The 23,001-nt window shown below is 76.7% G+C and carries 19 protein-coding genes; 12 read left to right on the top strand and 7 right to left on the bottom strand.

The window, feature by feature from the left end; translation table 11 throughout:
• Window positions 1–192: 192 nt before the first annotated feature.
• The 4 genes from AB6N24_RS10880 to AB6N24_RS10895 all read right to left on the bottom strand — a co-directional run bounded on the left by AB6N24_RS10880 (window position 193) and on the right by AB6N24_RS10895 (window position 5,733).
• Entirely contained in the window at window positions 193–1,605 is a 1,413-nt protein-coding gene (locus AB6N24_RS10880; RefSeq protein ID WP_412869423.1) for a cellulase family glycosylhydrolase, read from the bottom strand.
• Window positions 1,606–2,012: 407 nt separating this feature from the next.
• Complete coding sequence (acs, locus tag AB6N24_RS10885) at window positions 2,013–4,022, bottom strand: acetate--CoA ligase (RefSeq protein WP_412869424.1); 2,010 nt, start codon at window positions 4,020–4,022, stop codon at window positions 2,013–2,015.
• 159 nt (window positions 4,023–4,181) lie between these two features.
• Complete coding sequence (locus AB6N24_RS10890) at window positions 4,182–4,838, bottom strand: hypothetical protein (protein ID WP_412869425.1); 657 nt, start codon at window positions 4,836–4,838, stop codon at window positions 4,182–4,184.
• Between the two features lie 49 nt (window positions 4,839–4,887).
• Window positions 4,888–5,733 (bottom strand): formate/nitrite transporter family protein, encoded by an 846-nt coding sequence (locus AB6N24_RS10895; RefSeq protein WP_412869426.1) that lies wholly within the window; start codon window positions 5,731–5,733, stop codon window positions 4,888–4,890.
• A gap of 91 nt (window positions 5,734–5,824) precedes the next feature.
• Here AB6N24_RS10895 and AB6N24_RS10900 point away from each other — a divergent pair, with 91 nt between their 5' ends.
• Together AB6N24_RS10900 and AB6N24_RS10905 are read left to right on the top strand one after the other, a co-directional pair.
• Complete coding sequence (locus AB6N24_RS10900) at window positions 5,825–6,892, top strand: NADH:flavin oxidoreductase/NADH oxidase (RefSeq protein ID WP_412869427.1); 1,068 nt, start codon at window positions 5,825–5,827, stop codon at window positions 6,890–6,892.
• 81 nt (window positions 6,893–6,973) lie between these two features.
• Window positions 6,974–7,609 carry a DivIVA domain-containing protein gene (locus tag AB6N24_RS10905; protein ID WP_412869428.1) on the top strand — a complete coding sequence of 212 codons (636 nt, stop codon included), beginning with the start codon at window positions 6,974–6,976 and terminating at the stop codon, window positions 7,607–7,609.
• Between the two features lie 183 nt (window positions 7,610–7,792).
• Here the strand turns inward: AB6N24_RS10905 and AB6N24_RS10910 are convergent, their stop codons facing one another.
• Window positions 7,793–9,202: an NAD-dependent malic enzyme gene (locus AB6N24_RS10910; protein WP_412869429.1), complete on the bottom strand. Its 1,410-nt coding sequence runs from the start codon at window positions 9,200–9,202 to the stop codon at window positions 7,793–7,795.
• Window positions 9,203–9,833: 631 nt separating this feature from the next.
• Here AB6N24_RS10910 and AB6N24_RS10915 point away from each other — a divergent pair.
• Window positions 9,834–10,460, top strand: coding sequence for a Fic family protein (locus AB6N24_RS10915; protein WP_412869430.1), 627 nt, complete (start codon window positions 9,834–9,836; stop codon window positions 10,458–10,460).
• A 401-nt stretch (window positions 10,461–10,861) separates the two neighbouring features.
• Here the strand turns inward: AB6N24_RS10915 and AB6N24_RS10920 are convergent, their stop codons facing one another.
• The gene (locus AB6N24_RS10920; RefSeq protein WP_412869431.1) at window positions 10,862–11,671 is read right to left on the bottom strand and encodes an HAD family hydrolase; all 810 of its coding nucleotides are present in this window, start codon (window positions 11,669–11,671) and stop codon (window positions 10,862–10,864) included.
• A 474-nt stretch (window positions 11,672–12,145) separates the two neighbouring features.
• Between AB6N24_RS10920 and ssd the strand changes: the two genes are divergently transcribed.
• The 7 genes from ssd (at window position 12,146) to AB6N24_RS10955 (ending at window position 18,194) form a co-directional block, all read left to right on the top strand.
• On the top strand, window positions 12,146–13,015 hold the full coding sequence (gene ssd, locus AB6N24_RS10925; RefSeq protein ID WP_412869432.1) for a septum site-determining protein Ssd: 870 nt from the start codon (window positions 12,146–12,148) through the stop codon (window positions 13,013–13,015).
• 182 nt (window positions 13,016–13,197) lie between these two features.
• Window positions 13,198–14,403 carry a TadA family conjugal transfer-associated ATPase gene (locus tag AB6N24_RS10930; protein WP_412869433.1) on the top strand — a complete coding sequence of 402 codons (1,206 nt, stop codon included), beginning with the start codon at window positions 13,198–13,200 and terminating at the stop codon, window positions 14,401–14,403.
• Between the two features lie 128 nt (window positions 14,404–14,531).
• Complete coding sequence (locus tag AB6N24_RS10935) at window positions 14,532–15,110, top strand: type II secretion protein F (protein WP_412869434.1); 579 nt, start codon at window positions 14,532–14,534, stop codon at window positions 15,108–15,110.
• On the top strand, window positions 15,107–15,724 hold the full coding sequence (locus tag AB6N24_RS10940) for a type II secretion system F family protein (RefSeq protein ID WP_412869435.1): 618 nt from the start codon (window positions 15,107–15,109) through the stop codon (window positions 15,722–15,724). The genes AB6N24_RS10935 and AB6N24_RS10940 overlap by 4 nt, the downstream gene beginning before the upstream one ends.
• 849 nt (window positions 15,725–16,573) lie before the next feature.
• Window positions 16,574–17,068 (top strand): DUF4244 domain-containing protein, encoded by a 495-nt coding sequence (locus tag AB6N24_RS10945; RefSeq protein ID WP_412869436.1) that lies wholly within the window; start codon window positions 16,574–16,576, stop codon window positions 17,066–17,068.
• Window positions 17,069–17,253: 185 nt separating this feature from the next.
• Window positions 17,254–17,604, top strand: a complete 351-nt coding sequence (locus AB6N24_RS10950; protein ID WP_412869437.1) for a TadE family type IV pilus minor pilin — start codon at window positions 17,254–17,256, stop codon at window positions 17,602–17,604.
• A gap of 35 nt (window positions 17,605–17,639) precedes the next feature.
• Window positions 17,640–18,194: an Rv3654c family TadE-like protein gene (locus tag AB6N24_RS10955; RefSeq protein WP_412869438.1), complete on the top strand. Its 555-nt coding sequence runs from the start codon at window positions 17,640–17,642 to the stop codon at window positions 18,192–18,194.
• 128 nt (window positions 18,195–18,322) lie between these two features.
• Here AB6N24_RS10955 and AB6N24_RS10960 read toward each other — a convergent pair whose 3' ends face one another.
• Window positions 18,323–20,998 carry a DEAD/DEAH box helicase gene (locus tag AB6N24_RS10960; RefSeq protein WP_412869439.1) on the bottom strand — a complete coding sequence of 892 codons (2,676 nt, stop codon included), beginning with the start codon at window positions 20,996–20,998 and terminating at the stop codon, window positions 18,323–18,325.
• A 153-nt stretch (window positions 20,999–21,151) separates the two neighbouring features.
• Here AB6N24_RS10960 and AB6N24_RS10965 point away from each other — a divergent pair, with 153 nt between their 5' ends.
• Together AB6N24_RS10965 and AB6N24_RS10970 are read left to right on the top strand one after the other, a co-directional pair.
• On the top strand, window positions 21,152–21,919 hold the full coding sequence (locus AB6N24_RS10965) for a LamB/YcsF family protein (protein ID WP_412869440.1): 768 nt from the start codon (window positions 21,152–21,154) through the stop codon (window positions 21,917–21,919).
• Window positions 21,916–22,905: a 5-oxoprolinase subunit B family protein gene (locus AB6N24_RS10970; protein ID WP_412869441.1), complete on the top strand. Its 990-nt coding sequence runs from the start codon at window positions 21,916–21,918 to the stop codon at window positions 22,903–22,905. Before AB6N24_RS10965 ends, AB6N24_RS10970 begins: the two co-directional genes overlap by 4 nt.
• The last annotated feature ends 96 nt before the right edge of the window (window positions 22,906–23,001 follow it).

Here is a 23,001-nt window from a genome sequence, read left to right on the forward strand (position 1 = left end):
GCGGCGTCGCACGCCGACGGCCCGGCCCCGTGCGGTCGGACCGGGCGGCCGCGCACGCCGACGGCCCGGCCCCGTGCGGCCGACCGGGCGGACGCGCACGCCGACGGCCCGGCCCCGAGAGGTCGGGACCGGGCCGCCGGTCGTGCGGTGTCGCTGACCCGAGGTCAGCGGGGTGGGTTCAGCCGGGTGGCGTCAGCCCGCCGTGCACGCGACCGGCACGGTGCCGGTCGGGGCCGTGCCGGCGCCGATGAAGCCGTACGTCGTGGTCGCGCCCGCGCCGAGCAGGCCGTTCCACGCCGCGTTCTTCACCGTGTTCGTCGCGCCCGAGGCCGAGTGCGTGCCGCTCCAGAGCTGGGAGACGCTGCTGCCGGCCGGGAGCTGGAACGACGTCGTCCAGCTGCCGATCATCTTCGAGCCGGCCGCGACGGTGACGGAGGCCTGGTAGCCGCCGCCCCAGCTGTTGCCGACCGAGAGCGTCGCCGAGCACGCGCCGGTGCCCTGCGTGGCGGTCGGGGTCGGGGTCGGGGTGGCCGTGGGGGTCGGCGTCGGGGTGACCGTCGGAGTCGGCGTCACGGTGACGGTCGGGGTCGGCGTGGGCGTCGGGGTCGGGCCACCGAAGACGGTCGCCGTCTTCGCGGTCGCCTTGATGCCGTTGGCGCCGTCGAACAGGCGCGTGCCCCACGGGGACAGCGCGTTCTTGTTGAAGCCCGTGACGAGGTCCAGGTACTCGACGCCGCCGCCGTTGCCGCTCCACGACCAGCCGAGCCAGCCGATGCCGCGCGCCTGCGACTCCGCGAGGATCGTGTCCTCGTCGGGGTTGCCGTCGGAGTGGTCGAACCCGAACTCGCCGACGATGAGCGGCAGGTTCTTGGCCTTGAACGCGTCCAGGTAGGCCGTGATCGTCGAGGCCTGCGCGTACACGCCGTACATGTGCACCGAGAAGACGGTGTTCGCGTCGGGGTCGGCGGCGAAGATCGCGGCCGCGTTGTCGCGCATGATGCCGGCCCAGTCCTGGCCCCAGTTCGGGGCGTCGACGACGATCGTGTTCTTGATGCCGGCCGCGCGCAGGCGCTTGATCGCGGCCTGGTTGTCGGCGACGTAGCTCGCGTTGGTCGTCGCGTTGTTGCCGTAGGGCTCGTTGCCGATGTTGACGAGGACGTAGTCCTCCTGGCCGACGACCGCGTCCTTGACCGAGATCCAGTAGTCGGTGGCCTTCGCCAGCGTCGTGGCGCCGGACTGCTCGCCGTAGCCGGTCGTGTCGTGGACCTCGAGGATCGAGATCATCTTGTTCGCCTTGGCGAGCGAGACGACGTTCTTGACGTCCGCGACGTCGTTCTTGGTCCAGCGGTCGCCGTTCGACAGGACGGTCCGGACGGAGTTCGCGCCGAGGCTCGCCATGTCCGCGAACGACTGCGTCTGCGTCGCGTACCAGGTGTGCGCGTGGTTGACGCCCCGGAAGACGAACGGCGTGCCGTTGCGCTCGACGAGCCGGCCGTTCGAGACGTGCAGCCCGACGGGGTCGGCGGCGGTCGCCGACGTGGCGGCACCGACGGGGAGGATCAGCGCGGCGGCGAGCGCGCCGGCGACCCAGAGTCGATTCCTCATGTACTTCCTCGTTCCCAGCGCCATGTTCGTGGGCACGACGGCGCGTCAGCCTCGATGGCGGCTCTGCGTCGTTGCTGACGGGGACAGCCCGTCGTGCCGCGCACCTGGGGGTGCGTCGGGGGTCTGCCTATCACCCGTTTCTCGGGCCGCTCCATGGACTAAGCGTTTAGGCGCCCGGACCTCGACGGTCCTGAGACAGACGCCCTGACAACGGTGGACAGCGACCCCCGGACGTGCCGTCGTCGGTCTCCGCTCCTGACCTCGGAAAAGGCTTCCCGCGACCCGCCGGAGAGCCCGCGCCGGGCACGACGGAGCCCCGCCGTCCGGGTGGACGACGGGGCTCCGAGGCGGTCGCTGCACCGCGCGACGGGGCCGGGCTTCGACGCCCGGCCCCGTGCGCGCCCGGCTCAGTCCGCGCTCGACGCCGAAGGGGTGTTGAGCCCCGCCGTGATGAGGTCCATGACCGAGGAGTCCGCGAGCGTCGTCGCGTCCCCGACGGCACGTCGCTCCGCGACGTCGCGCAGCAGGCGCCGCATGATCTTGCCCGAGCGGGTCTTGGGCAGCTCCTGGACGACGAGGATCGTGCGCGGCTTCGCGATCGGGCCGATCTCCTTCGCGACGTGCGCGCGCAGCTCGGCCTGGACGTCCATCCCCGACGCCGTCGCCGCGTCACCCTCCTCGGTCCGCAGGATCACGAACGCCACGACCGCCTGGCCCGTCGTCTCGTCGTTCGCGCCCACGACGGCCGCCTCCGCGACGATCGGGTGCGAGACGAGCGCCGACTCGATCTCGGTCGTCGAGAGCCGGTGGCCCGAGACGTTCATGACGTCGTCGACGCGGCCCAGCAGCCAGATGTCGCCGTCCTCGTCCTTCTTGGCGCCGTCACCGGCGAAGTACTTGCCGGGGAACCGCGACCAGTACGTCTCGCGGAACCGCTCCTCGTCGCCCCAGATGCCGCGCAGCATCGACGGCCACGGCTCGGTCAGCACGAGGTAGCCGCCCGCGCCGTTCGGCACCGGCTGCGCGTCGTCGTCCAGCACGTCCGCCGCGATGCCCGGGAGCGGGACCTGCGCGGAGCCGGGCTTCGCGGTCGTGACGCCCGGGAGCGGCGAGATCATGATCGCGCCGGTCTCCGTCTGCCACCACGTGTCGACGATCGGGGCCTTGTCGCCGCCGATGACCCGCCGGTACCAGGTCCATGCCGCCGGGTTGATCGACTCGCCGACCGAGCCGAGCAGGCGCAGCGACGACAGGTCGTGCGCCGCCGGGATCTCCTCGCCCCACTTCATGCACGTGCGGATCGCGGTCGGGGCGGTGTACAGGATCGACACCTTGTACTTCTCGACGATGCTCCACCAGCGGCCCTTGTCCGGGGTGTCCGGGGTGCCCTCGTAGATGACCTGCGTCGCGCCGTTGACCAGCGGCCCGTACACGACGTACGAGTGCCCGGTGACCCAGCCGATGTCGGCGGTGCACCAGTACACGTCGGTCTCGGGCTTGAGGTCGAAGACGGCGCGGTGCGTGAACGCCGTCTGCGTCAGGTACCCGCCGGTCGTGTGGAAGATGCCCTTGGGCTTCCCGGTGGTGCCCGACGTGTAGAGGATGAACAGCGGGTGCTCGGCCTCGACCTCGACCGGCTCGTGCGTGTCGCTCGCGGAGTCGACGACGTCGTGCCACCAGACGTCGCGGCCCTCGGTCCAGGCGACGTCCTGGCCGGTGCGGCGCACCACGAGCACGTGCTCGATCGAGGGGGCGCCCTTGTCGAGGGCCTCGTCGACCGCGGGCTTGAGCGCGCTCGCGGCCCCGCGCCGGTAGCCGCCGTCGGCCGTGATGACGAGCTTCGCCTCGGCGTCGAGGATGCGCGAGTGCAGCGCCTCGGCCGAGAAGCCGCCGAACACGACCGAGTGCGGCGCACCGATCCGGGCGCAGGCGAGCATCGCGACGACGGCCTCGGGGATCAGCGGCATGTAGATCGCGACCCGGTCGCCCGTGCCGACGCCCAGCTCCGTGAGGGCGTTCGCGGCGCGCGAGACCTCGCGCTGCAGGTCGGCGTAGGTGATCGCGCGCGAGTCACCGGGCTCGCCCTCGAAGTGCAGCGCGACGCGGTCGCCGTTGCCGGCCTCGACGTGCCGGTCGACCGCGTTGTACGCCGCGTTGAGCCTGCCGTCGCCGAACCAGCGTGCGACGGGGGCGCCGGACCAGTCGAGCACCTCGGAGAACGGTGCCGACCAGCTGATGAGCTCGCGGGCCTGGTCGGCCCAGAACCCCAGGCGGTCGGCGGCCGCCCACGGGTACACCTCGGGGTGGATGTTGGCCTGCGCCGCGAACTCGGGGTCCGGCGGGAACCGGCGGTCCTCCGTGAGGAGGTTCTCGATGTCCGAGGACTCGGGGTGCGTGGGTTCGGCGGCCTGAGCCACGGTGTACCTCCTGCGCAGCGACGATGGTGCGAAAGGGACGAGGCGTCCCGTCCGTCGCACTCTAGTAGGACGAAAGTCCCTCGCGTGGCCCTGTCGCGCACCCGCTCGCCCGTGGGCGGCCGCCCGCCCGCGGTCGGCGGGGCGGACGGTCCCGCGGGCTCAGGACGCCTCCGCCGCCGCCCGGTCGGCCTGCGCCGCGTGCGCCCCGTGACGTGCGCGCCAGTCGCCGATCGCCTTGCCGCGCCGCCGGGACTGCCACGCCGTCAGCCCGCCGACGAGCACGAGCACCCCGGCCAGCAGGACCGTGCCGGACGTGGCGGCGACCGTCGCGTTGCCGCCCGTCGTGCGCCAGCTCGTGCCGTCGAGCCCGGTGAGGACCGTGTCCCGCGCGAGCGACGGGGCGTACAGGAACACCCCGCCGGCGACGGCGGTGACGAGCCCGCCCGCGATCGGCACCGTCGGCGACCACACCCCGAGGTAGACGGTCGCGGCGAGCAGCAGCACGCCGACCGAGACCAGCACGATGCCGACGACGTCGGTCGACGCGTCCCAGCCGTCGGTCTGCGCGACGAGGATGCGGGACTCGCCGACGAGCACGACCGCGAGCGCGACCGGCACGAGCACCAGACCGACGACCGTGCCGAGCAGGTGGCCCGCGGGCCCGGTGCGGCGGGGTGCGTGCGGACCGGGGAAGAGGTCGTCGCCGTCGTCGGTGGCCCGGCCCGCCGGGGCTGGGCCGCTCGGCGCGGGGGAGGTCGAGCCCGGGGAGGAGGCCCCGAGGGGCGTGCTCCCGGGGTGGGGGTCGGAGGTGCTCATCGCCGCTCCTTCGTGCGTCAGCGGCGCCGTCGAGCGGCACCGTCTGACCTCACGGTAGGGCGGGCTCCCGCACCTCGCGCGGCGCCGCACCGGGTGCCACGAGCGACGGGACGAGCGGGCCCGGGGCCGGGCGGGCGCTGTACGCGTACGCCGCGCCGACCAGCAGGCCGCCACCCACGAGGTTGCCGAGGCCGACGAGGACGACGTTGCGCCCGAGCTCGGCCCACGTGGCCCCCGGGAGGCCGCCGATCAGGCCGAACGAGAAGGTCGTCATGTTCGCGACCACGTGCTCGAAGCCCGACGTGATGAACACCGCGACGCACGCGAAGATCATCACGAGGCGCGCGCCCTCGCTGCGGAGCCGTGCCGCGCACCACACCGCGAGGCACACCATGAGGTTGCAGAGGACGCCGCGGAAGAACAGCTGCGTGCCGGTCTCCGCGGCCTTGTGCTCGATCATCCGGGCGATCGTCTGCCCGGCCGCGGTCGAGGGCGCGAGCACACCCGAGAGGTGCACGGCGGTCGCGAACACCATCGCGCCCAGCAGGTTGCCGGCGAGGCACGCGAGCAGCGTCGCCCCGGCGCGGCCCCACGAGACCGTGCCGCGCATCGCGCCCTGGGTCAGGACCATCATCGCGGACGTCGCGAGCTCACCCCCGGCGACCACGACGACCGCGAGCGCGACCCCGAACACGAGGCCCTGCACGAGCGGCGCCCACGGCGACCCCGCGACGGCGAGCGGCCCGCCCGCGGTCGTGAGGATCACCACCCCGATGCCGATGTACGCGCCGGCGAGCATGGTCTGGACGAGGTAGGTCAGCGGGCGGCGCGCGAGCGCGGTCTTGGTGACCGCGGCGTGCGCGTGGTGGTCCGTCGCCTCGGCGATCGTGAGCATGCGCCCAGCGTGCCGCGCCGCGCGGCGCCGGTCCTGGGACGAAAGCCCGGGCCCGGGGAATCGCCCCGGACCCCGGGGCGTTGGTCCCGCCGTGACCCTCCTCTTCGAGCCGCTGACCCTGCGCGGCACCACGTTCCCGAACCGCGCGTGGCTCGCGCCCATGTGCCAGTACTCCGCGACCGACGGCCTGCCGGACGACTGGCACCTGGTGCACCTCGGCGCGCGGGCCGCCGGCGGCTTCGGGCTCGTGATCGCCGAGGCGACCGCGGTCGTCCCCGAGGGGCGGATCAGCCCCCAGGACACCGGGCTGTGGAACGACGCGCAGGTCGCCGCGTGGTCGCGGATCACCGACTTCGTCCGGGCCCGCGGCTCGTACTCGGGGGTCCAGCTCGCGCACGCCGGGCGCAAGGCCTCGACGTACTCGCCGTTCGCAACGGGCCGGGGCACCGTGCCGGAGTCCGAGGGCGGCTGGACGAGCGTCGGGCCGTCCGCGCTCGCCTACCCGGGGCTCGAGGCCCCGGCCGAGCTGACCGACGCCCAGGTCGAGGCGGTGCCCGGGCAGTTCGCCGCGGCGGCCCGCCGCGCGCTCGCAGCCGGCTTCGACGTCGTCGAGCTGCACGCCGCGCACGGCTACCTGCTGCACGAGTTCCTCTCCCCGCTGTCGAACACGCGCACCGACGAGTACGGCGGCACGCTCGAGAACCGGGCGCGCCTCCTGGTCGAGACGACGGACGCGGTCCGCGCCGTCTGGCCCGACGAGAAGCCCCTGCTCGTGCGGTTCTCCGCGACCGACTGGGCCGAGGGCGGTCTCACGGTCGAGGAGGTCGGGCTCGTCGCCAAGGAGCTCGCGGGGCACGGCGTCGACCTCGTCGACGTCTCGACGGGCGGCAACGTCCCGGCGTCGATCCCGGTGGGCCCGGGCTACCAGGTGCCGGCGGCGCGGGCCGTGCGCGAGACGTCCGGCCTCCCCGTGGCGGCGGTCGGGCTCATCACGACCGCCCACCAGGCCGAGCAGGTCCTCGTGGACGGCGCGGCCGACGCCGTGCTGCTCGGTCGGGTGGCGCTGCGCGACGCGTCGTGGCCGCTGCGCGCGGCGCACGAGCTCGGGGTCGACGCCACGGCGCTCACCCCGGCGCAGTACGGGCGCGCCTGGGGCTGAGGCGCGCGGCCCCAGGCGCCGGGGGGCGGACGCGTGCGCGTGGCACGATCGGACGTCGACCGTCATGAGGGAGCCGCCGCGATGCTGACCGCGCACGACGTCCGTGGGGCGCGGTTCGCGCGCACGAAGTTCCGCGAGGGCTACGACATGGGCGAGGTGGACGCGCTGCTCGAACGCGCGGCCGCGACGCTCGAGGTGCTCGCCGGTGCGCGTCCGGGACCTGCGGCCCTCAGCGCGCGGGACGTCGCCGAGAGCCGCTTCATGGCGACGAAGTTCCGCGACGGCTACGACCAGGTCGAGGTCGACGACTTCCTCGACCTGGTCGCCGCGGCGCTGGTCGCCGCGGCCGGCTCGGCGCACGGCTCCGCCGGCGCGACGGACCCCCGTGGCGCGCAGCCCCCGGCCGGCGCGCCGCGGACCGTGCTCGAGGCGCACGCCGCCGAGCGCGCGGCCCGGTACTGGGACTCCGCGGCGCTGCGTGCGGCGATGCCCGAGGTGACGCAGCGGGGGCCCGGCTACGTCCGGGAGGACGTCGACGCGTTCGTCGAGCGCGCGGCCCGGTCGCTCGACGACCTCCGCCGCGGCGCCACCCCGGAGCTCGGCCCGCGGGACGTGCGTGCCGCACGGTTCCGCGAGGCACGGTGGCGGGCCGAGCGCTACGACCAGGACACCGTCGACACGCTGCTGGACCAGGTGGAGGCGTCGCTCCGGCCCTGAGGGGACCCGGGGAGGCGGCTCCTCCGACCCTCGGCCCGGGACGCGGACCCCCGACTGGCCCGGCCAGGCCCGGCCCGGGACGCTGACCCCTGACTAGGCCGGCCAGGCCCGGCCCGGGACGCCGACCCCTGACTAGGCCCGGCCAGGCCCGGCCCGGGACACCGACCGCGGCGCCCCAGGGTCTCAGCCCTGGGCCCGCGGACCCTCCGCTGCGCGTGCCGCGTTCTCCACCGCGGCCGCGACGACCGACGTGACCTCCGGGTTGAAGACGCTCGGCACGATGTAGGTCGGGTTGAGCTCGTCGTCGGTGACGACGGACGCGAGCGCCGTCGCGGCCGCGAGCAGCATGCTCTCCGTCACCTTGTGCGAGCGCGCGTCGAGCAGCCCGCGGAACACCCCGGGGAACGCGAGCACGTTGTTGATCTGGTTCGCGAAGTCGCTGCGCCCCGTCCCGACCACAGCGGCGTGCTGCGCGGCGTCGTCCGGGTCCACCTCGGGCCGCGGGTTCGCGAGCGCGAAGACGATCGAGTCGGGCGCCATCGTGGCCACGTCCTCGCCCGAGACGACGTCCGGTGCCGAGACGCCGATGAAGACGTCGGCCCCCGCGAGGGCCGCCCGCAGCGTGCCGGTCACGCCGCGCGGGTTCGTGTGCTCCGCCGTCCACACGAGCTGCGGTGCGAGCCCCGGGCGCCCGGCGTGGACGACCCCGTCGATGTCCGCGACCACGACGTCGCGCGCGCCCGCCGCGAGCAGCAGCTTGAGCACCGCGGTGCCGGCGGCGCCCGCGCCCGAGAGCACGATCCGCACGTCCGCGAGCTGCTTGCCGACGACCTTCAGCGCGTTCGTGAGCGCCGCGACGACGACGATCGCGGTGCCGTGCTGGTCGTCGTGGAAGACCGGGATGTCGAGGCGCTCGCGCAGCCGCCGCTCGACCTCGAAGCAGCGCGGCGCCGAGATGTCCTCGAGGTTGATCCCGGCGAACACCGGGGCGATCGCGCAGACCGTGTCCACGATCTCGTCGACGTCCGTGGTGTCGAGCGCGATCGGGAACGCGTCGATGTCCGCGAACCGCTTGAACAGCACCGCCTTGCCCTCCATCACCGGCAGCGCGGCCAGCGGCCCGAGGTCCCCGAGGCCGAGCACCGCGGTGCCGTCCGTGACGACCGCGATGGTGTTGCGCTTGATCGTCAGGCGCCGGGCGTCCTCGGGGTGCGCGGCGATCGCCTGGCACACGCGCGCGACGCCCGGGGTGTAGACCATCGACAGGTCGTCGCGGTTGCGCAGCGGCACCTTCGACTCGATCGACAGCTTGCCGCCGAGGTGCATGAGGAACGTGCGGTCGCTGACCCGGTCGACGACCACGCCCGGCAGCACGCGCAGCGCCTCGACGATGTCGCCCGCGTGCTCCTCGCCGCGCGTCGCGCACGTGACGTCGACGGTCATGTGCTCGTGGCCCGACGCCGTGACGTCGAGCGCGGTGACGATGCCCCCCTCGCGCTCGATCGCCGTGGTGAGCTCGCTGACCGCCGTGGGACGGGCCAGGACCTCGAGGCGGGCGGTGATGGACGACGACACGCTCGGCGCTGAGACCATGCGGCCATTGTGTCCGGTCGCGGGCGTCGTCGTCGGTCGACGGGCCCGGCGCGCCCGGTCGCTGCTCGGCGGGCGGGGCTCTGGGTGGCCCGCGGACAGCGCCCGGAGGTCGACGCGTGATGCCTGGGTCACGGGCCGGTGGCTGGTCTGCGGGCTGCCCGACGACGCGCCGTAGGGTGACGCCGTGCACGAGCCGCCCCCCTCGAGGACTTCCGCCGACGATCCCCTCGCCGGCCTGGCGGCCCTGCCCGGAGTCGTGGAGGCGGTCGACGCCGCACGCCGGGCCTGCGAGGAGCTGCGGTGGCACGAGGCGTACCGGCGACGCTGGCGCGAGGTGCGGGCGGAGGCGGGTCTCCGCTCCGCCCGCGGCAGCGCGGCGCTCGACGGGGCCCGCGTGCCGCTCGATGTCGTGCGGGCGCTCGCCGTCGGCGCCGGGGCCGATCCGCGGGTCGCTGGAGGTGGAGCGGCGGGGTCCGAGGGCGCTGCCGGTGGAGCGGCGGGGTCCGAGGGTGCTGGCGGTGGAGCGGCGTGGTCGGGGGCCGCTGCGCGTGGAGCGGCGCCGCCCGAGACCGCTGCCGGCGGAGCGGCGCAGCCCGGGTCCGCCCGGCTCGTGCGCCGCGACGGTGCGCCGGTGGACCGGTCCGCGCCCGACGTCGCCGTCGCGACCGGGGCGCTCCGGGTCGCGGCCGAGGTCGAGCGGCTCATGCCCGAGCTCGGTGCGCGTGGCGGCGCTGCGCTCCCGCCCTTCGCCCAGCTCGCCGCCCGGCTGCATGCGGCCGCCGGTCGCGGCTGGGTCGCCGATCACGACCTCGGCCGGCTGCGCACCGACCAGCCGCCGCTCGACCTGCGTGGGCTCGGCGCGGCGCCGTCGGGCCCGGACGTCGCCGCCCGGCTCGAGCTGCTCGGGCGGGTGCTCCGCGAGACGCGCGTCTCCGCGGTCGTGGTCGCGGCCGTCGTGCACGGGGAGGTGCTCGCGCTGCGGCCGTTCGTCGCGGGCAACGGGCTCGTCGCGCGTGCGCTGTCGCGGCTCGTGCTGACGTCGCGCGGGCTCGACCCGACCGGTTCGCTCGTCCCCGAGCACACGTGGGCGACGGCCCCCAACCCCTACCTGTCGGCGGCGGCGGGCTTCGCGACGGGGACACCCGACGGGCTCGCGGGCTGGGTCGGGCTCTGCGCCCGCGGCGCGGTGGACGGCGCGCGCGAGGCCCGGTCCGTCGCGGACGCGGTGCTCGCGGGGCGGCTCTCGACGGACGGCTGAGGCAGACGGCTGACGCAGACGGCGGGACCTCTAGCTCCACCCCGGCCGTTCACGGACGTCCGGGCGTGCGGGTCGTGGCGCGCGAGTGGCGGCTCAGGGGTCCGGACGCGGTTCGGGGCGCGCGGGTCCGGACATGGACGACGGCGCCCGTGAGGACGCCGTCGCCGAACAACGGACCGGAGGGATAGCAGGCGTGCAACTGCGTCGTCGCTACGGGCCAGCCCGGTCGACGTGTCCTATGCGTGGACGATCGCGCGTGGGTTCCCTGCGGGTCCGACTGTCGTGCGTCCTTCGTACCCCGGCGCGGCGGGCAGGGGAAGCGGACCCGCGTCCGGGCAGGTCAGGACGCCGCGCCGAGGGTCAGTCCGTGGACGCGAGGTCCGAAGGGCGGACGGGCGGGCTCAGCTCCGGGGACGCCCGCGCCGCACGAGGTGCCAGACGAGCACCCCCACCGCGACCACGGCGGCGGTCGCGATGCCGGCCACGACGGGGCGCGGCGGGGTCACGAGGGCGCGCAGGGCCACGGGTCGCGTGAACGTCAGGACGCCCCACCCGGACTCGGCGGCGAGCCGGCGCAGGGCGCGGTCGGGGTTGACGGCGAACCCGTGCCCGACGACCTCGAGCATCGGGGCGTCGGTGATGGAGTCCGAGTACGCGTAGCTCGCCGCCAGGTCGTAGCCGCGCTCGGCCGCGAGCTCGGTGATCGCCAGCGCCTTGTTCTCGCCGTAGGCGTAGAAGTCGATCGCCCCCGTGTAGCGACCGTCGACGACGCTCATCCGCGTCGCGATCACGTGGTCCGCGCCCAGCACGGCGGCGATCGGTCGGACGACCTCCGCCCCCGACGCGGACACCACGACGACGTCCCGGCCCGCGGCGTGGTGCTCCTCGATGAGGGCGACGGCCTCGGCGTAGACCGCGGCGTCGATCGACTCGTGCAGCGTCTCCTCGACGATCGACGAGACCTGGGCGACGTCCCACCCCGTGACGGTCTGCGCGAGGTTGGCCCGCAGCCGCTCCGTCTGCACCGCGTCGGCGCCGCCGACGAGGTAGAGGAACTGCGCGATCGCGGTGCGCACGACCGCCCGCCGGGTCAGCAGGCCGCCCGCGAGGAACGGCCGGGAGAACGCGGTGGCGGACGACGTCGCGATGATCGTCTTGTCGAGGTCGAAGAACGCGGCGGCGCCGGGTCGGGGGCCGGTGCGGGGTACCACCGGCCGGGGCGCCGTCGCCCGGGACGCGGGCGGCGCCGCGGAGGTCGCGGGTGGTGCCGCGGAGGTCGCGGGCGGTGCTGTCGTGAGCGGCGCTGTCGGGGGCGGTGGCGTCGTGGACGGTCGCGTGGACGGTCCCGTCGTGGGCTCCACGTCCTGCGCGTCGCCCGCGCCGGTGCCGGAGCCCGCCGAGACCGCGTCGTCCGATCCGTTCTCCATCATGACCTGACCAGGTGCCTCTCGTCGCCCGCCGCCGGTGAGCCTAGCCGGAGCCACCGACGCGCCGCCGGTCCTTCGGGAGCCGCCTCCGCCACGGACCCGAGCCACCCGACGCGCGGTCGGCCACCCCCAGCCCCGTGCTGCCCGCGGCGAGGTGACGCTGCACGGAGCACGCGCCGCGCGCAGCCCGGGGCGGGTGCAGCATCGGCGGTCGCGAGCGGGTCGGTCGGACCTGCCGCCGAGACGGAGGAGGTCGGCGTGTTCGCTCGCGACCCGGAGGTGCTCGACGCGAGGTCGGACGTCGCCACCCGGCGTGGCACGGACGGGTGGCCGCGCCCCGGCGACGTCGAGGCGGTCCCCGGAGCGCCCGGAGGACCTGGCCCCCGTGGGATCGCGTCGTCGCGCGGCGCGACGCGGCGGGGACGCCCCGGGCGCGGCGTCGTGGGGGTCGTCGGTGCGCGCGGCGGTGCGGGCGCCTCGACGTTCGCGGCCGCGCTCGCCCACCGCCTCGCTCGGCGCGGGTCCGCGGCGCTCGTCGACCTCGACCGCACGGGCGGCGGTGTGGACGTGCTCCTCGGGCTCGAGGGGGCCGACGGGCTGCGCTGGCCGGACCTCGCCGGGGCGCGCGGTGAGGTCGCCGGCGTCGAGCTCGTCGCGCTGCTGCCGCGCTGGGGCGGGTGCACCGTGCTGAGCGCCGACCGGGCACGCCCAGGTCCTCCGCCCGCGGTGGCCGTGGACGACGTGCTCGGCGCCCTCGCGTCGCAGGTCGAGCACGTCGTCGTCGACCTCGACCGGGCGGACGTCACGGAGCGGTCCGACGTCCTCGCGCTGTGCGGGCTCGTGCTCCTGGTCGTCCCGCGTGACCTGCGTGCCGTCGCGGGCGCGCTCGCCCTGCGCCCCGCGCTCGTGGAGGCCGTCGAGGACGTCCGCCTCGTCGTCCGGGGCCCGGCCCCCGGCGGCCTCAGCGCGCTCGAGCTCGCGCACGTGGTCGACCTCCCGCTCGGCGTGTCGATGGCCGCCGACCGGGCGGTCGCGGCGGCGTGCGAGCGAGGTGGGGGCCCGGCGGGCCCGGCGCTGCGGCGCGGGCCGCTGCTGCGCGCCGTCACGCGGCTCGCGGAGGACCTGTGAGGCCGCCCGTCGCCGCCGCTGCGTCGGGGCGGTCGGTCGACGCTCGGCGCGCGGGTCGCTCCACGGAGCCCGACGCCGTGGTGCGGGCGCGGTCGGCCGACGCGGGGCTCGGGGGACGGTTTCCCCAGCCCGACGCCGTGGTGCTCCAGGGTCGGCGACGGGGACCCGCCGACGAGGCGGGGGTGCGGCCGCCCGGCGAGATCGTCGGGCCCGGACGACGAGGTGATCCTGGGGCGTCCGTCGACCGCGCCCTGCTCGAGGACGTGCGGGACCGGCTCGCGCGGCGCGGTGCCACCCCGGACGCGGGGGAGATCGCCGCGGCGCTGCGCGCGTCCGGCACGCTGCTCGGCAGCCGTGCGCTCGTCGACCTCGAGCGCGCCGTGCGGGCCGAGCTGCTCGGCGCCGGCCCCCTCCAGCAGCACCTCGACGACCCGGACGTCACCGACGTCCTCGTCAACGCGCCCGACGAGGTCTGGGTCGAGCGGCGCGGGCGGCTCGAACGCACTGCGGTCGACCTCGGCAGCACGCAGGCCGTGCGGGAGCTCGCGGTCCGGCTCGCGGCCGTCGGTGGTCAGCGCCTCGACGACGCCAGTCCGACGGTCGACGCGCGACTGCCCGACGGCACCCGCCTGCACGCCGTCCTGCCGCCCGTCGCCGGCGGCTGCACGCTGCTCTCGCTGCGGGTCCTGCGGCGGCGCGCCTTCACCCTGCCCGAGCTCGTCGCGTCGGGGAGCGTCGCGCCCGCGCTCGCGCCGGTCCTGCGTGCGCTGGTCGACGCACGTGCGAGCTTCCTCGTGTCCGGGTCGACGGGCACCGGCAAGACGACCCTCCTCGCGGCGCTGCTCTCGCTCGTCCCGGACCACGAGCGGATCGTGTGCATCGAGGAGTCCGGCGAGCTCGCGCCGGCGCACCCGCACGTCGTGCACCTCCTCGCGCGGCACGCCAACGTCGACGGCGCGGGCGGCGTCGACCTCGCCGACCTCGTCCGGCAGGCCCTGCGCATGCGGCCCGACCGGATCGTGCTCGGCGAGTGCCGCGGTGCCGAGGTCCGCGAGGTGCTGACCGCGCTCAACACCGGGCACGACGGCGGCTGCGCGACGGTGCACGCCAACACCGCGTCGGACGTGCCGGCCCGGCTCGAAGCCCTCGCGTCCCTCGCGGGGATGTCGCGGGCGTCCGTCGCCGCGCAGGCCGCGAGCGCCCTCGACGCGGTCCTCCACGTGCGCCGCACGGGACCGCTGCGCCACCTCGCTCAGGTCGGCGTCGTGCGGCGGGACGGTGACGGCGAGCTGCGCGTCGACGTCGCCGTCGACGTGACCGGCGGCGTCGCGGTGCGGGGACCGGGGTGGCCCGTCCTCGCCGAGCGGCTCGGGCTCGAGGCTCCGTGAGCAGCGTGGGGGCCGGGGTCCTGGTCGCGCTGGCCGTCCTGGCTGCGGCGGGTCCACGCGGGCGGACCGCGGCACGGCTCGGCGAACCGGCGTCGCGGCGGTCGGGGCTTGCGCGTCGTGGTGCCGACGTGAGCGGGACGAGCGGTCAGCGGCCACGCCCGCGCCCGGTCGTGGCGGGGGAGCTCCCCGCCGCCGTGACCGGCGTCGCGTCGGCGCTCCGCGCGGGCCGGTCACCGGCGCACGCCTGGCTCACGGTCACCGGGATCGTCGTCGGACCGCACGGTGTGCCCACGCTCGCGGACCTCGTGCCCGCAGGAGGGCGGCTGCGGCGACCCGGGCGCGGGCCGCGCGAGCAGCAGGTGCGTCGTGCACGGGCGGTCGTGGCCGCGGGCCGGCTCGCCGCCGAGCTCGGGACGCCGCTCGGCCCCGTGCTCGACCGGGTCGCCCGGACGCTCGAGAGCGACGAGGAGCTCGACGCCGACCGCCGCGCCGCACTGGCCGGTCCGCGGTCGACCGCGACGGTGCTGCGGTGGCTGCCGGTCCTGGGCGTCGTGCTCGGGATCGCCCTCGGCGCGGATCCCCTCGGCGTGCTCCTCGACGGCGGCCTCGGAGCGGCGTCGGCGCTCGCGGGGGCGGTGCTGCTCGGAGCCGGGCACGTGTGGACGCGTCGGCTCGTGGTCGCGGCGCAGGCAAGGGATGACCGGTGAGCGGCGCGGCCGTGGCGCTCGTCGTCGCGCTGCTCGTCGGGCTCGCACGGGTGCCGTGGAGTGCCGGGCGTTCGGCGCGGCTCACGGGGGTCGGCCGCCGGTGCGGTCGGGCCGCGGGGAGCGGCCGGGTCGGCGCGACCGGGGAGAGCGTGCTCCACGACCACGACGCGGTGCTCGACGACGCGGGTGGCGTCGACGTCGTGCTCGTCCTCGACCTGCTGGAGGTCGCGGTGGCGTCCGGGGCGGCGCTGCCGCGCGCCGTGCAGGCGGTCGGGGACGCGGTGGGTGGTGACGACGGTGCGGCGCTGGCGGCGGCGGCTCGCGCCCTCGTCCTCGGTGCGGGTTGGTCCGCGGCGTGGTCGGCCGTGCCCACCCGGTTCGCTCCGGTCGCGGAGTGCCTCGCGGACTCGTGGTCGTCGGGTGCAGCCCCGGGGCCCCGGTTGCGTGCCGCGGCGGACGAGGTGAACCGCGACCGGCGGCGCAGCGCGCGCGAGGCCGCCGGCCGGCTCGGGGTCCGGCTCGTGCTGCCGCTCGGGCTCTGCCTCCTGCCCTCCTTCGTCCTGCTCGGGCTCGTCCCGGTCGTCCTGTCCCTCGCCGGAGGACTCCTGGGGTGAGATTCGTCCCGGTTGCGCACGAGCCAGACGTTGCCGGGTCCGGGGCAATTGCATAACCTGCGGCTGTCGCATCGTCGCGACCGCGCGAGGGAGGTGACCCGGTGGGAACCCAGCTCGCCGCGAGCACGCCCCCGCTCGGCGCCGACCTCCCGCGGGACCCGCGCCTGCGTCACCGGGCGCCGACCGCCGCCGGCCGACGTGCGGCCGACTCGTCACCCGGCCCGACGGGCCACCACGAAGCTGGGCGGTGCACCGGGTCCTGACCCGTGAGCACGCCCGTGAAGGCGGCGCCCGGTCCAGGGGGTGGACCGGGCGTCGCTGCGTCCGGGCCCGGGCGGCGGGCGGCGGGCACCCTGCCGTCGGACGAGCGTCGGCCGGTGAGTGGGAGCGCGCGCGGAGTCGAGTGGACGAGCGCGCGTGGAGCCACTGGACCAGCGCGCGGGGCGTCCAGCGGGCGAGCGCGCGTGCCGTCGACCGGGCGAGCGCGCGTCGGGTCGACTGGGCGAGCGTCGTGTCGAGTGGGCGAGCGTGCGTGGCGTCGGGTGGACGAGCTGATGCAGGTCGCCGTCGGCGCAGCCTGACCTGGCGCCGTGCACCCCCAGCCCGCTCGGCACAGCGCTCGGCCGGCCGTGGCGGACGGAGTCGTCCTGCCAGCCGGGCGCGGGCGCGAACGTGGTCCCCGCCAGGCGCCGCGAGGGCGCCCGAGAAGGAGGACCCCATGCGCACCACCGCCGACCTGCATCACGCCCGACCTGCTCGCCCCGGCGGGCGAGGATCCGCCTCCACCGCGCCCGCGCGCGGACGGACGACGGACACCGCACGACCCTGCGTCGCCGCACGGCGGATGACGTGTCCGGACCTGCCACGCACGGACTCACCGGCGCGGGCCTCAGCGCGGAGCTGCGCTGGACGGCCCCCGTGCTCGCGCGACAGAGGTCGGCGGAGGCACCGGTCTCCGCGACCCGGCGCGGGGTGCCGGACGGCGGCGCCGCACCGACCGGGGTGCTGGGCGCCGGCGTCGTGCCGACGTGGGTGCAGCGCGGCGGCGTCGTGCCGACGGGGAGGCCGGACGGACCCGCTGTGCCGACGGGGGTGCCGGCGGGTGGTGTCGTGCCGACGGTGAGGCCGGACTGCGCCGTCGCACCGACCGCGCGGGCGCGGGCGGTGGCGCGCGTCGTGCAGGGCCGGGTCGTCGCTGGGTCGGACGTCGGCATGGCCACCGCGGAGTACGCGATCGCGACGGTCGCCGCCGTCGGCTTCGCGGGCCTCCTGATGGTCGTGCTGCGCAGCGGCGAGGTGCAGGCGCTGCTCCTCGGTCTGATCCGCGGAGCGCTGTCGGTGTGACGGCGCGGCGTGGCGGGGGCGGGCAGGTCGGCTCGTGCGGTGTCTCGCGGGCCTGCTCGGGGGGCGTCGGGTCGGGACGCTCGCGCGGTACCGCGTCGGGACGCTCGGGCCGTGCCGCTCGGCAGGCCGTGGACCGGCGGGGGAGCGTCGGGGTGTCGGGGACGACGCGTCCCGGCGAGAGCGTCGTGTCCTCAGCAGACGGCGGCGACCGCGGCAGCGTGACCGCCGAGCTCGCCGTGGCGCTGCCGGCAGTCGTGCTGGTCCTGGTGGCGGTCGTCGTCCTCGCCGCGTCGGCGCTCACCCAGCTCCGGTGCGCGGATGCCGCTCGCGCCGGTGCACGGGCGGCGGCCATCGGTGACGACGAGGCCGGCGTGCGCGCCACCGCCGCGCGGGTGGCCGGAGCCGGTGCGGACGTGAGCGTCGTCCGCACCGGCGACTGGGTGACGGTCTCGGTGAGCGACGCGGTGGTGAGCAGCGGGCTGCGGACGGGCCCGCTCGTGGCCCGGGCGAGCGCCGTGGCTTGGGTCGAGCCGTGACCCGGGCCGGGGCGACGGGGCACGCCGGGATACAGGTGCCCCCTGGTGGCTCGGCCGGTGCTCGTGAGCGTGCGGGCGCCGCGCGGAAGGCCCGTGGCGTCCGGCGCACCTCGGGTCCTGCGGGCGAGGCTCGTGGTGTCCCGCGCGCCACGGGCCCTGCTCGTCGGCGCTGTGGCGTCCCGAGCGTCCCGAGCGCCTCGGGTCCTGCCGGCGCGGCCCGTGGTGTCCGGCGCCGGTGTGCCGACGACGCCGGGTCCGGCACGGTCCTGACGCTCGGTGTCGTGGCGGTCGCGGGGATGCTGCTCGCAGTCGTCGGGCTGCTCGCCGGTGCGCAGGGTGCGCGGGGACGCGCACAGGCCGGGGCGGACCTCGCGGCGCTCGCGGCCGCACAGCACCTGCTCGACCACGGCGGCACCGACGTCTCGGAGGCCTGCGAGGTCGCTCGGGCGGCCGCCCGCCGGAACGACGTGCGGCTGTCGTCGTGCCGCGGTGACGGGTCCGGTGTCGTGGTGGTGAGCACGGTCCGGGCCTCGGCCGTCGGGCCGGCGACCGCGCACGCGCGCGCAGGGCCGGTGTCGGCGCGTGGGTGAGCGCACCGTCGCCGGCGCGCAGGGCCGGCGCCGGCGTGGGTGAGCGCGCCGTCGCCGCGCGTCCGTCGCCGGCCCGGGCGTGCGGCGGGCGGTCCGTCCGGTCCCGGTGCGGCTCAGCCCGGTTCGGCTCAGCCCGGTACGGCGTGCGCGAGGACCGAGTCGAGCAGCCGGACGGCGGCCGCCTTCTCGAGCGGGTTGTTGGCGTTGCCGCACTTGGGCGACTGGACGCACGCCGGGCAGCCCCGCACGCACCGGCAGGCCGCGACGGCGTCCCGGGTGGCCCGCAGCCACGTCTCGCCCAGCGCGTACCCGCGCTCGGCGAAGCCGGCACCGCCGGGGTACGCGTCGTGCACGAACACGGTGGCCATCCCGGTGTCCGCGTGCAGCGCGGTCGACACACCGCCGAGGTCCCAGCGGTCGCACGTCGCGAGCAGCGGGAGGAGGCCGATCGACGCGTGCTCGGCGGCGTGCAGGGCGCCTGGTGCGAGCTCGACGGTGACGCCCGCGGCCTCGAGCACCTCGACCGGTGCGGTCCACCACGTGGCCGTCGTCTGGAGCGTGCGCGCGGGCAGCTCGAGGAGCTCCGTGCCGAGCACCTGGAGGTCCGGGATGCGCTTGCGCTGGTAGCTCAGCACCTGGCTCGTGACGTCGACGGCCCCGAAGCCCCAGGTCACGGGCCCCCAGCTGCGTTCGCGGAGCACGGACCGGATCTCGGTCGTCGTCGCCCAGCGCGACCACGTGCCGTAGTCGACGTCGCGGCGCTCGACGAGCGCGACGGCGTCGGCCAGGTGCAGCTCGGAGACCACGAACGTCGCGCCCTGGTGCACGTACACGGCGCCGGGGTGCACGGACGCGTCCGCAGCTGCTGCGTCGACGGTGCCGAGCATCCGCCCCGTGCCTGCCTCGACCACACGGACGGGGTCGCCCCCGGTCCCGCGGAGGTCGGTCAGCCGCGCCGCCGCCTCGGCGTGCGTCCAGAACCACCCGGCCGCGCGGCGCCGGAGCGCGCCGCGCTCGACCAGGACGTCGAGGAGCCCGCGGGTGTCCGGTCCGAACAGCGCGAGCTCGTCCTCGCGCAGCGGGAGCTCGGCGGCCGCCGCGCACAGGTGCGGCGCGAGGACGTAGGGGTTCGCGGGGTCGAAGACCGTCGCCTCGACCGGGGTGTCGAACACGGCCTCCGGGTGGTGCACGAGGAACGTGTCGAGCGGGTCCTCACGGGCGATCAGGGCCACGAGCCCGTCCGCGCCGGCCCGGCCCGCGCGGCCGGCCTGCTGCCACAGCGACACGCGCGTCCCCGGCCAGCCCGCGATGAGCACCGCGTCGAGACCCGTGATGTCGACCCCCAGCTCGAGCGCGTTCGTCGTGGCCAGCGCGCGCAGCCGGCCGTCGCGGATCGCGCCCTCGAGAGCGCGGCGTTCCTCGGGCAGGTACCCGCCGCGGTACGCCGCGACGGTGCCGGCGAGGCGCTCGTCGATCTGGCTCAGGTGGTTCCGGGTCACGGTGGCGACGGACTCCGCGGCACGACGGGACCGCGTGAACGCGAGCGTGCGCGCGCCCGCCGCCGTGAGGTCCGCGAGCAGGTCGGCCGTCTCGGCGGTCACGGACCGACGCGGCCGGTCGGAGGGGTCGGTCACGACGTTCTCACCCGTGCCGCGCGGGCCGGACCCCTCGTGCGGGGCGAGCGCCGCAGCACCGCCCGGGTCGAGGTCCTGCGTCGGGAGGCCCGCGACCGGCGAGACGGCGACGAGGGAACGGGGGTCCGCGTCCGGGGCCTCCTCCGTGTCCCGCTCGGCGTCCTGCGTGATCACCGGGTCGACCGGCTCGGGGTGCGGGAGCGGCGTCGCCCACGGGTCCTCGTCGGGGACGAGGTCGGCCCACGGCCCGCTCGCGCCGGGCAGCTCGGGCGGCTGCCAGAGCGCGAACGTCTTGCGCCCGGCGGGGGAGGTGTCCTCCGTGACGGTCGCGATCGAGTCCGGTCCGACTCCCAGCAGCCGGGCCGCGCTCGCGGCGGGGTCGGCCGTCGTGGCGGAGGCGAGCAGGAACACCGGCCCGCCCGGACCTGTGAGCACGGGCCCGTCGGCCCGCCGCCCCGCGGGGGTCGGGGCGTAGTGCACCGCGAGCCGTCGCAGCCGGCGCAGGATCGCGGCCACGTGCGCGCCGAACACCCCGCGGAACGCGTGGCACTCGTCGACCACGACGTAGCGCAGCGACCCGAGCAGCCGGGACCAGCGACGGTGGTTCGGCAGCAGCGCGAAGTGCAGGAAGTCGGGGTTCGTCAGCACGACGTCCGCGTGCTCCTGCACCCAGCGACGCTCGTCGAAGCCGGTGTCCCCGTCGCACGCCGCGACCCGGAGGTCGCGGGTGCGGGCTGCCGTCACCAGGCGGTCGAGGCCCCCGAGCTGGTCGTGCGCGAGCGCCTTCGTCGGGCACAGGTAGAGCACCGCACCGCGCCGCGTGACCGTCTCGATGCGTCCCGGGTCGAGCAGCCCGGCCGCGCGGTCGGAACGGACGGCCGTCAGCGAGGGCAGCCAGAACGCGAGCGACTTGCCCGAGCCCGTCGACGTCGCGAGCACGGTGTGCCGGCCGGCCCACGCGGCGTCGGCGGCCTCGACCTGGTGGCGCCACGGCCGCTCGACGCCCAGCGCCCGGTACCCGGCGACGAGGTCCGGGTCGGCCCACGACGGCCAGTCCGCGCGGACGCCCTCGCGCGCGGGCAGGTGGCGCACGTGCGTGAGGCGGTCGTCGCGACGCCCGCCCGAGAGCAGCACGTCGAGCAGCCCGTCCGATCCCAGCACGTCGGCCATCCTCGCACCGGGTCCCGTCCGACGACGGTCCGCGGGGTCGGCACGCACGGCGCGGACCCGGGCGCCGGACGCGGACGCGACGCTCCTCGTGGCGGCGAGGGAGGTCCTCGGGTGCCCTGGCCCGTCCGCCCTGCGGCGCGCCAGGATGGACGCGTGCACATCGACCTGAACTGCGACCTCGGCGAGGGGTACTCCGTGTGGCGGCTCGGGGAGCCCGGGCTCGACGCCGCGCTGCTGGACCTCGTCACGAGCGCGAACGTCGCGTGCGGCTTCCACGCGGGTGACCCGGAGATCATGGCCGCCACGTGCGCGGGAGCCGTCGAGCGGGGCGTCGCGATCGGGGCGCACGTCGGGTACCGGGACCTCGTGGGCTTCGGGCGCCGCGCGCTGGACGTGCCGGCCGACGTCCTCCGCGCGGAGACGACGTACCAGCTGGGTGCGCTCGCGGCGCTCGCGCGGTCCGCCGGGGGAGCCGTCGCCTACGTCAAGCCGCACGGCGCTCTGTACAACACCGTGGTGCACGACGAGGCGCAGGCCCGCGCGGTGGTCGACGCCGTCGCGCGGTTCGACCGCGACCTCGCGGTGCTGTGCCTGCCGGGCTCCCGGCTGCTCGACTGCGCCCGCGAGGCGGGGCTGCGGGTCGTCACGGAGGCGTTCGCGGACCGCGGGTACACCCCGCAGGGGACGCTCATGCCCCGGGCGCAGCCCGGCGCCGTCGTGGCCGACCCGGCGCTCGCCGCCGCACGGGCGGTCCGGCTCGCGCGCGAGGGCGTCGTCGTGGCCGTCGACGGGACGACCGTCGAGGTCGCCGCCGAGTCGCTGTGCGTGCACTCGGACACCCCGGGCGCGCTCGCGCTGCTGCGCTCGGTGCGCGCGGGCCTCGAGCTGTCGGGTGTCGAGCTCCGGTCGTTCACCGCGTGAGCCTCCCGGACCCGGACCCGGACCCGGGCGCGGGCGCGGCGGACGACACCGCGGGGCCCCTCCCCTCCGGTGCCGGTGCTCGCGCCGCCGACATCACGGGCTCGCGGACGGCGGACGTCGACGCCCGTGCCGCCGGCGTGGTCGGCACCGACGCGGACGCGGACTCGGGTGCCGTCCCCGCCCTCGGCGCGCTGCGCGTCCGGCCGTACGGCGAACGGGCGTTCCTGCTCGACGTCGCCGACCTCGACGAGGTGCGCGCGCTCGACGCCGCGCTGCGCGCCGACCCGCCGCCGGGGACTGAGGACGTCGTCCCCGCGGCCCGCACGGTGCTCGTCCGGTTCGCCGCCGGCACGTCCGCCGGCGACGTCGAGGAGCACGTGCGCGCGGCCTGGCGTCGGGCGGTGCGGGGCGGCCGGCCGGCCGGTGACACCCTGCCCAGCGGGGCTGTCGTCCGCCTGGGCGTGCACTACGACGGGCCGGACCTCGACGAGGTCGCCGCACTGACGGGGCTCACGCGCGCGGAGGTGGTCGCGCGGCACACGCGGTGCGAGTACGTCGTCGCGTTCGGCGGCTTCATGCCGGGGTTCGCGTACCTGACGGGCGTCGACCCGGCGCTGCACGTCCCGCGACGGTCGAGCCCCCGCGAGCGGGTGCCCGCGGGGTCGGTCGCGCTCGCGGGAGAGTTCTCGGCGGTGTACCCGGCCGCGACCCCCGGGGGGTGGCGGCTGCTCGGGCGGTCCGATGCCGTCCTGTTCGACGCGGGGCGCGCTCAGCCGGCGCTGCTCGTCCCCGGCGCGCGCGTCCGGTTCGTGGACCTGGATGCGGCATACCGGGGCTGCGCCGGCCCGGACGCACCCGACCCCGGCGACGCCGGCGCGGATGCCGGGGGCCCGGGCGCCGGTGATCCGGGCGTCGTGGGTCCGGGCGCCCCCGGTGGCGGCGTCCCCGGTCCGGGAGCCCGTGCGTCCTCGGGAGGGCGGCCGTGATCGAGGTGCTGGCCCCGGGCGTCCTCACGCTCGTCGAGGACGCCGGCCGCCCGGGCCTCGCGGCGGTCGGCGTCGGGCGCTCGGGCGCCGCGGACC

Source organism: Cellulomonas jepli (assembly GCF_047229345.1).
GTDB lineage: Bacteria > Actinomycetota > Actinomycetes > Actinomycetales > Cellulomonadaceae > Cellulomonas_A.

Excerpts from the sequence above, each read along its gene's own strand:
- AB6N24_RS10960 (WP_412869439.1), bottom strand. The coding sequence starts at position 20,998 with ATGGCCGACGTGCTGGGATCGGACGGGCTGCTCGACGTGCTGCTCTCG.
- AB6N24_RS10905 (WP_412869428.1), top strand. The coding sequence starts at position 6,974 with ATGCTGACCGCGCACGACGTCCGTGGGGCGCGGTTCGCGCGCACGAAG.
- AB6N24_RS10910 (WP_412869429.1), bottom strand. The coding sequence starts at position 9,202 with ATGGTCTCAGCGCCGAGCGTGTCGTCGTCCATCACCGCCCGCCTCGAG.
- AB6N24_RS10880 (WP_412869423.1), bottom strand. The coding sequence starts at position 1,605 with ATGAGGAATCGACTCTGGGTCGCCGGCGCGCTCGCCGCCGCGCTGATC.
- AB6N24_RS10895 (WP_412869426.1), bottom strand. The coding sequence starts at position 5,733 with ATGCTCACGATCGCCGAGGCGACGGACCACCACGCGCACGCCGCGGTC.
- AB6N24_RS10890 (WP_412869425.1), bottom strand. The coding sequence starts at position 4,838 with ATGAGCACCTCCGACCCCCACCCCGGGAGCACGCCCCTCGGGGCCTCC.